This is a genomic window from Moorena sp. SIO2C4 (assembly GCF_010672485.1).
GTDB classification, from domain to species: Bacteria; Cyanobacteriota; Cyanobacteriia; order Cyanobacteriales; family Coleofasciculaceae; genus Moorena; species Moorena producens.
The window spans coordinates 1-8,803 of the sequence record NZ_JAAHGN010000205.1 but is presented as its reverse complement, the minus strand read 5'-3'; the positions used below and the strand labels follow the sequence as shown (position 1 = coordinate 8,803).

At 39.6% G+C, this 8,803-nt stretch carries 7 protein-coding genes and 1 pseudogene; all 8 read right to left on the bottom strand.

Going from position 1 to position 8,803, the window contains the following annotated elements; genetic code table 11:
- The coding region (locus F6K20_RS13270; protein WP_287294953.1) for a glycosyltransferase family 2 protein at positions 1–447 on the bottom strand (447 nt) is incomplete at its 3' end.
- 153 nt (positions 448–600) lie between these two features.
- A complete protein-coding gene (locus F6K20_RS13265) occupies positions 601–1,614 on the bottom strand; it encodes a glycosyltransferase family 2 protein (RefSeq protein ID WP_008179022.1) in 1,014 nt (337 codons plus the stop codon).
- A gap of 573 nt (positions 1,615–2,187) precedes the next feature.
- The gene (locus F6K20_RS13260) at positions 2,188–2,448 is read right to left on the bottom strand and encodes a hypothetical protein (protein WP_287294951.1); all 261 of its coding nucleotides are present in this window, start codon (positions 2,446–2,448) and stop codon (positions 2,188–2,190) included.
- A 60-nt stretch (positions 2,449–2,508) separates the two neighbouring features.
- A complete protein-coding gene (locus F6K20_RS13255; RefSeq protein WP_008179026.1) occupies positions 2,509–3,534 on the bottom strand; it encodes a glycosyltransferase family 2 protein in 1,026 nt (341 codons plus the stop codon).
- 35 nt (positions 3,535–3,569) lie between these two features.
- A complete protein-coding gene (locus F6K20_RS13250) occupies positions 3,570–4,595 on the bottom strand; it encodes a glycosyltransferase family 2 protein (protein ID WP_008179028.1) in 1,026 nt (341 codons plus the stop codon).
- A gap of 148 nt (positions 4,596–4,743) precedes the next feature.
- Complete coding sequence (locus F6K20_RS13245) at positions 4,744–7,083, bottom strand: lipopolysaccharide biosynthesis protein (RefSeq protein ID WP_008179030.1); 2,340 nt, start codon at positions 7,081–7,083, stop codon at positions 4,744–4,746.
- 85 nt (positions 7,084–7,168) lie between these two features.
- The gene (locus tag F6K20_RS13240; protein ID WP_008179032.1) at positions 7,169–8,143 is read right to left on the bottom strand and encodes a glycosyltransferase; all 975 of its coding nucleotides are present in this window, start codon (positions 8,141–8,143) and stop codon (positions 7,169–7,171) included.
- 78 nt (positions 8,144–8,221) lie between these two features.
- Positions 8,222–8,803 (bottom strand): annotated as a pseudogene (locus tag F6K20_RS13235) (O-antigen ligase domain-containing protein); the annotation flags it as partial.

Genomic DNA, 8,803 nt, shown 5'->3' with positions numbered 1-8,803 from the left:
AATCGGATTACGACACATGATATAATCTGTAGTTATATCTTTAGTTTTGGCTATTTGATAGATTCCTAACGGACTTCCTGTTTCATCAATGAACGCAGAATAGCTAAAACTGACTCCTACATGGGGCGATGTTTCTTGATGTAAAACATGCTTTTCTAGCTTTTCTGGAACCCATAGATCATCTCCATCTAAGAAAGCGATATACTCTCCTTGAGCATGGCGAATACCAGTATTTCTAGCGGCTGAGACTCCTTGATTATCCTGACGAATAATTTTAATTCTCGGATCGTTAATTTGTTGACATATTTGGATACTGTTGTCAGGAGAGCCATCATCAATGAGTAGCAACTCAAAATTTTTATAGGTTTGGGCGAGCACAGATTCTACTGTGGCTGCTATATATTTTTCAACCTTATAGACTGGAATAATTACCGATACTTTTTTCATAGTAGACTCAAACCTTGAAATTAGTTAATCATGCTAGAAAAGCACAAAGTAAATAAAGATACGATTCCAAACTAGGTAAACCCTTATAGAATAATATTACTCTATAAGGTTTTTTAATTTTTAATTTTGAATTTTGAATTCCGCCCAGCGGTACTAGTTTTGGACAAGAGGCTGTTTTTTAACATTTTTGAGCAGCTTAGAGACAAGCAATTCAATTTGAGCATATAAAGACTTCGGTAATAACCAAAGCATATAAGCGGCTATTAAGGTTAAGATTGTTCGCTGTGGCTGTTCTAGTAGGATAAGCCAGTGATTGGATAATGAGCGATGTATAAATGTCACAGCATCTGAACCTACTTTAAGACGAACCGCACTCCTAGCCAAGTACCGCAATTGGTAAGCCCTAGAAATGTTTTCCCATCGGCTGGTCACTTTGGGAGCATAGGAACGGGTCTTTTCAATCATTTGTTCCAAGGACTCGAACTGTTTGAAGAGATTGGCTGACAACCCTTGTGTATTAATTCGATACAGGGTTAGTGCTTCAGGTATTCCCTCAATTTTCCAGTCAGTTTGAATAGCGATGCGAAGCCAACATTCAATATCTTCAGCACGACGGAAGTTTTCATCAAAGTAATAATCTTCTGTAGGGCCGTAAAGATTATCCTGATACTTAATTTTGTCAAAGACTTCGCGACGAACTACAGCAGCCGAACCGTTCCCGATCGGACTCTCTCGAAACAAATCAGATATAGTAATATTAGTGAGCTTAGGCATTAGATAGGCACCCATAAAATTTCCAGCTTCATCAATCAAAGCAGAACGGCAAAAACTAACCCCTACCTCTGGAAATTTTTCTAAGTGTTCAATATGTCTTTCCAGTTTCTGAGGCAACCACAAGTCGTCTCCATCTAAAAAGGCTAAATAATCTCCTTTGGCATGGCGAATTCCTGTATTTCGCGCTCCAGCAAGTCCCCGATTAGTTTGGTGAATAATCTTAAGTCGATGATCCGAGAATTCTTGACAAATTTTTATACTACTGTCTGGGGATTCATCGTCAATAATGAGCAGTTCAAAGTTTTGATAATTCTGGTTGATAACCGACTGTACTGCGCTAGCAATATACTTTTCAACTCCGTATACTGGGATAATTATCGAAACAGTTTTCATAGGCTAAAATTTATGAGGTTGTGATCGGTTAGCTATAAGTATTATCTGGTCTAGCTTTAGGTACTTAATTTACCAAAATTATCAACCCGATTTTTATTAAACTTGGACGAACTAATCAGGGATTGAGTTCTCAATAATTCAAACTATGCTTCTTTTGTCTATGTATAGTTTTGTCTATGTATAGTTGATAAGTCACTGTAAGCTTAAACCTCAAGCTGGCAAGTACTTTGGGGCGCTGGTCGCCCCCCAGATAAATTTTATTAGTTTTTGTTTTATAGTTTTATAGTTATCAAGTTTTGTATAATAATTTTTGTTTAATTGTATAATATATTTTCCGGTAGCATTGGTAGTATATACGACAACTAGATAAGACAGTGAACGTCAAAAGTAGGCAATTAAGCAATATCATGATTTCAATCTGCCATCCCTGTAAGCTTATATAAAAGCGATAAAACCAGACTTTATAGAAGTATATCATAATCAAAAAATATAGCAAAAAAAAATGTCTAGCGATAGATATAATTTATCAAAACTAGACATAAATTTCACAATTAGTAGACATAAATTTTACAATTAGCTACAACTCACAAAATATCCAATTTCACTGTCTTGATGCCGTCGCGAATGGAGAGGGGCTGTGCTCACAGGGGTAGGTTTTTTACATTTGGGTGGGGAGTGGGGAGTCGGGAATCGGGAGTGGGGAGTGGCTGACAAGGGTAGGTTTTTTACTTTGGAGATAGGTAATAGGTAATAGGTAATAGGTAATAGGTAATAGGTAATGGGTAATGGGGAATGGGTAATGGGGAATGGATCATTGGCAGACCTATTACCCATTACCCCAAAACCAGCATGCATTGGTAGCAGGGTTTTAGCTATTTGCTAATAGATGACATTTCATGTACCTCTGATTGCTTGAGAAATCCGGCGCTTTTGTGAAGACCCTGTGGTTTTTAAAGCTACAGCTTCTATATGCTTGTAAAGATTCTGAGGTATAACCCAGAGCAAATAGGCTGCAGCCCCAGTTAACACAGTACGACGTGGTTCTTCCCAGAGCATCTGCCAGTAGGTACCCAGAGCTTGGTTGAAGAATTCGACAGCCATGGCACCATCTCTCAAGGTAACTGCCCTACGAGCTAGATACCTCAAATGGTAAGCACGGGCACGGTTTTCCCACTCAACCACCACCTCAGGAGCATAGGAACGAGTCTTCTCAATTACCTGTTCCCAAGACTTTTGTTTTTTGAACAAGTTAGCTGATATACCACCGGAATTTACTCGGTATAGAGTCAAAGAGTCAGCAATGCCTTCCAGGTGCCAATTGGTTTGGATAGCAATGCGAAACCAACAATCCAAATCCTGTGACCCTTGCAATCCTTCATCCCAATAAAAGTCTTTGGTCTTTCCGTTGATAGTCTCTTGGTACTTAATGGCTTCAAATACCTGCTTGCGGAACACAGCACAGGAGCCATTACTAATAGGATTACGGCAAATTATGTCACCGATGGTGATGTCCTTCAGCTTGGGAAGTTGATAGATTCCTAGGGGATTTCCTGCTTCATCGATAAACCCAGAACAGCTAAAGCTAATCCCCAAATTTGGATTGTTTTCCAAATGTTCAATATGTTTTTCTAGCTTTTGAGGCAACCATAGGTCATCGCCATCTAAAAATGCTATATACTCTCCCTGGGCTTGGCGGATGCCTTCATTCCTTGCTGCATTAGCTCCCTGATTTTCCTGACGAATAATTTTGATCCTCGGGTCTAGGAACTCCTGGCAAATCTCTACACTGTGGTCAGGAGAACCATCATCAATGAGCAAATATTCAAAATTTTGGTAAGTTTGATCCAAAACTGACTGTACTGTAGCAGCAATATACTTCTCAACGTTGTAGACTGGAGTAATGACAGAAACTTTTTTCATTTTATCACCGATATTATAGTGAATGACTAAGACAATTATTGTCCAAGTTGGTCTTGCAAAATCTGACGTCTTTGGATCATTCCCACTACTTTAACAGCCAGAACTTCGAGGTGGGAATATAGGGGCTTAGGCAACAGCCAAAGTAAATAGGCAGCAGCCAAAGTCCGAAGGGTACGGCTTGGTTCTTCCAAGAGAAGACGCCAGTAAGTTGCCAAAGCAGCGTTAATTAGTTTGACAGACATTGGTCCATCTTTAAGACGTACTGCACTACGAGCAAAGTTTCGCAATCGATAGGCCAGGGCTAAATTTCCCCACTTCTCAATCAATTCAGGAGCGTAGGAGCGAGTTTTTTCTAGTACTTGTTTCCAGGAATCTAACTGTTTGACTAAGTTCGCTGAAAGACTGGCTGAATTGACTCGATATAGGGTTAGTGCTTCAGGGATTCCCTCAATTTTCCAGTCTGTCTGAATCGCAATACGTAGCCAACATTCAATATCTTCAGCGCGGCGAAAGTTTTCATCAAAGTAAAAATCTTCTGTAGTGCCGTAAAGGTTATCTTGATACTTAAGGGCTTCAAAGACTTCCCGTCGAATTACGGGAGCTGAACCATTACCAATAGGACTAGACCGGAATAAATCTGATCGGGTAATGTCCTTTAACTTAGGCATTAGATAAGTGTTCAATAAATTTCCAGATTCATCAATCAATGCAGAACGGCTAAAACTAACCCCTACCTCTGGCAATTTTTCTAGGTGTTCAATATGTCTTTCCAGTTTGTGAGGCAACCATAAGTCATCCCCATCTAAAAACGCTAAATAATCTCCTTCGGCATGGCGAATTCCTGTATTGCGCGCTCCAGCAAGTCCCCGATTAGTTTGATGAATAATCTTAATTCGATGATCCGAGAATTCTTGACAAATTTTTATACTACTGTCTGGGGATTCATCGTCAATAATGAGCAGTTCAAAGTTGGTATAGGTCTGGTCGAGAACAGACTGCACCGCTGCTGCAATATACTTTTCAACTCCGTAGACGGGAATAATGACAGAAACATGTTTCATTGTTTGACCAGTGGTTTTAAATAGAACTAGTTTTAATTTTATTTATTTTTTTAAAGAAAATTTCTCAAAAAAAATAGATAAATACTTGAAACTGACAACTGACGACTAAAAATTACCTCCTGACCACTATCATCTTCCCAGGAACTGATCACAAATTTATGCCCAAGTGTACTAGACTATTTTGCATTTGTGATCTGGTAGCTAAGGTGGGACCCGCTACCAATTGCAGTTGGGGATAATACATAATAGATGAGTCTGACTTAATAATTTTCCATTGGCTTAAAACAGAGGAATAGACGGTTTGTGCAATCCGTAAATCTCGCTCTATAATTTCCAGAGTCAAGGCATCTTGGGACATTTTGCTAAGTTTTACTTCAAGCTGAGAAATCTGAAACTCTAGATCCCTGGCCTTGTCATCACTACCTTGTAGTTGTGGTTTAATATCATCCATTTCTAAGGGTAGATCATCTTGGAATAAGCTAGCTTGAGGCTGATGGTGAACAGGATTCATAATCTGAGGATTGGTAGAATGACTATGATCAGACTGAGTCGGTACTAGCTCAGCCAGCAATTCAATCTTTTTGCGCCGTAATTCAATCTTTTTCCGCCGTAGTGTTTCTATTGTCTCTAAGAGCTGGTTTAAGGGCAATCCTATGTTCGCCGTTTTTTCAGCTAGGCGTTGCTGTGCTTTTTCTAGATCGTTTTCGGCTGATTTTATATACACTGGGATAGTCTTTTCTTGTTGAGCAATTTCTTGCTTTCTGAGTTGTTCCAGTCTTTTGTTAAACGCCTGATTAATGGCGAAGGCTCTCCGTTGCGCTTCCTCAGGGGTGACTCCTGAAATTTCAAAAACCATCATTGTAGAGTTATCGATTAGTTGAATCGAAGGCTTATCTAAGCTATCTAGAGATATATTTAGCTGCTTTGCCGCTTCTTCTAAAACCGTCACACTTTCAGCTATCAACTTCAGCTGTTTTCTGGGATCATCGAAGCGATCGCTTAACCCAGCACTGCTATTACTATTATTACTGTTATTAAAGTCACAATCACCAAATTCAGAACCCTGAGTGTTAGGGAATGTCCCACTACTGGCTAATGATAAAGTCCATTGGCTGACATAAAACTGATCAGTATCAGTCTCATCTTGAGATTGGAGTACAGTATGAGATTGGAGTACAGTATGCTCTAAGGTTACAGGAGACGTTTGAGGTTTAGCAAAGACATACCTAGCAGACCAAACCACAAATAACGGAATTAAAAGGGCATGAACCAGTAAAACCGATACAGCGACCGTGATGATTCCCCATTTCACTGCTATCAGTAGACTACAGGAAAAGATGATAGTAAATAAGACATTCCAGAGCAAGCCAATTTGCGGTTTATCAATGGCTGCTAAAAGCTGAAATCCAGCAATATCAAAGGGTCTAGGAATTGCTGATAAGCAAACTAAAATGACGATGGGAACAACCATACTCCAGCCTTCCGTATGAATTTTTTCCCCAACCATAATGGGAATATAAAACGGAACTAGACTTGCTTGTAAAGCAACAAAACCAACAATCACTTTCCCAATCGTCTTCAGACTGCTAAAGTATGTTTGCTTAAATTTCGATAAGTTTGTCCGGACTTCACATAGGGCAGGGTATAAAGCAGTAGTAATGGATTGGACGATAGTCAAGCTAATTCCCAATCCAGCATTGTAAGCAAAGTAGTAAACACCTAATAGGTCAATTCCTATAAAGCGACCAATGATAAGATAGTCGAGAGTTTCCCTGAGAGTCTTTAAAAGTTCAATCCCCAGGAAATTGATTCCAAAGCGAAAAATCTTACCCCAGTATTTGGTTGTGAAAGAGCCAGTTCTCCGCCAGGGATGTTTGAACAGATAGGTAATGAATTCTATAGGGCTAGCTATTAGTATGGGAAGTATTATCGCCCACATTCCCAGATGAAGAACAGCAAAGACAGCGGTTAAAATATTGGCGGTGGCATATCTGAGAGCGCGAGCAGTAGCCGTTACCTGAATTCGATTATCCCTTTGAATTAGTGCTGACTGTACTGCTCCTAAGGGAGCAATCAAAAAGTTAAATGCTAATAGACAAATGGGTAAAATAAGTTGGTTATCCTTATAAAACCACGCAACTGGAAAAGCAGCAAGGCACTGCATAACGAATAGACTTGCAAAAAGTACCCAATTTAACCAATAAGCACTATTACAAATGTCTTCCAGCTCATCGGCTTCCGCCTGTATAATTCTAGCATGAACACCGATCCGCGTTATTGTTTGTGAATATTCATAGGTCGTCAGAACCAGTGCAGCTAATCCAAAGTCATGGGGAGTTAAGAAGCGTGGCAAAATAAACGTTGCAGCTAAACGGGAAACCCGAATAAATGCCTGTGCCACTCCCATCCAACCAAGATTGCGAGTAAAAGTGCTACGGTTACCTAGTTTTTGCTTAATGCGACTCCCGATTGTTTTGACAATTTTCACAGTGGATCTCCCATCCTGCCATCCTTGTGATGATTGATATCTGTCGAAATTGATATCTGTAAAATTAGAGTGGTAGTTAGTGCTCTTAAATCATCCGATTATCAACAGATACCATCGGCATTTTCTGGCCGATTAGTTGGATTAAATGTCCAGCTAGTTTTTTAGGCATAATTTTGATTATTAATAGTTTTAAAATCAGACGCATAGTTTCCTTGCTTAGCAAAAATTTTGGATAAAGCTTTATGGAATAGCTTAGTTTTTTAATAGCTAGCTTTACTGCTTCATTATCAAAAGCATTAGCTATACACTGCTTAGCAAGATAACGATAGGCATTCGCTAAACTCTTATTTTTAAGAGACTTAAGTTCTGGTGGAGCTGCCTTGAATGCTCTTTCAATTACAATTAGGTTCGCATTCTCCATCACATCCACTTTAGAGGTCATTGACTGGGAAGAGCGACGGTAGAGAATTTGGTATTTAGGAACCAGTGCAAAAGGACATAAAGCTGCTAGCCTGAGGTAATAATCCCAATCTTCAACTGATTTCAGGCATGGGTCAAATTCTCCAGCTGCTTCAATATACTTCCGCTTAACCATGATATTGGAACCACTGGATATGAAGTTACGAATTAGTAATTGGGGATAAACATTACCCTCCCAATAGAGTGGTTGCCAAGCAAACAAAAATTTGCTATTCTCATCTATAAAGGCAGTCCAACTGTAAGCCACTCCGGCTTCAGGATTTTTTTGCAGTGCTGCTAACTGTAGCTCCAATTTATCGGGTTTCCATAAATCATCGGCATCTATAAACGTAATAAACTCGCCCCTAGAGCGACGAATGCCACGATTACGTGCCACTGGCAATCCGCCATTTTCATAGGAAAACACTTTCAATCGAGGATCGTTGACTGTACTGATTACATCTAATGTCCCATCAGTGGAGCCGTCATTAATGGCAATTAACTCAAAATCTGAAAACGTTTGTGCTTGAATCGATTGGATCGTTTCTAATATAGTTTTTTCTCCGTTATAAACTGGAACTATTACAGATATGGTGGCCATGGCGATTATCCTTTTTCTGTATATAATTAGTACATGGTAATTACCCACAAAAGGTCTAGACAAACCCCTTGAGCATTTTTATTTTAGTCCCATCCCTACTACAACCAAACCAGGCCAGTAGAGGTAAGCTAATCCCTCTAGATTTTCCCCAAAGGAAAACAGGATACAAATTAATAGTATTGTTAGTGCTGTTGTGGCAACTTTACTCCTTTGAGCTTTAATTAAAAGTTCTATAAAAGTATAGACTATAGGAATTAATATTCCAATAAACCCGACGATTCCATGAGTATATAAAGCACCATACCAAGTGTGGTGACTTCCAATAGGCATACCAGCGACAACATCAGGGCCTTTACCTACTTTAATGGCATGACCCCAAATCGGTGCATCTTCTTCCCACTTACGGTGAGAAAGCCGTGCTAAAGCCGACCTAACCCGCGAAGAAGCAGATCTTTGACTGGAAAAAGAGTCTTTCAAGTTTCTAGCTATCATCAGCAGTTGGGGACCAAATAGACCACCAATAAAACTCCCTATTCCTGCCGTAATTTGGATGGCGGGTTCGGTTATATTTCCCAAAAATGTTACCAGTATTGGTATACCCACTAAGCAGATTATCCCCATCCGGGACAATGAACCTACAATTGCAGCAGCACAACCAAA

Coding starts and splice junctions, on each gene's coding strand:
- F6K20_RS13260 (WP_287294951.1), bottom strand. CDS start 2,448: ATGGGTAATAGGTCTGCCAATGATCCATTCCCCATTACCCATTCCCCA.
- F6K20_RS13265 (WP_008179022.1), bottom strand. CDS start 1,614: ATGAAAACTGTTTCGATAATTATCCCAGTATACGGAGTTGAAAAGTAT.
- F6K20_RS13250 (WP_008179028.1), bottom strand. CDS start 4,595: ATGAAACATGTTTCTGTCATTATTCCCGTCTACGGAGTTGAAAAGTAT.
- F6K20_RS13240 (WP_008179032.1), bottom strand. CDS start 8,143: ATGGCCACCATATCTGTAATAGTTCCAGTTTATAACGGAGAAAAAACT.
- F6K20_RS13255 (WP_008179026.1), bottom strand. CDS start 3,534: ATGAAAAAAGTTTCTGTCATTACTCCAGTCTACAACGTTGAGAAGTAT.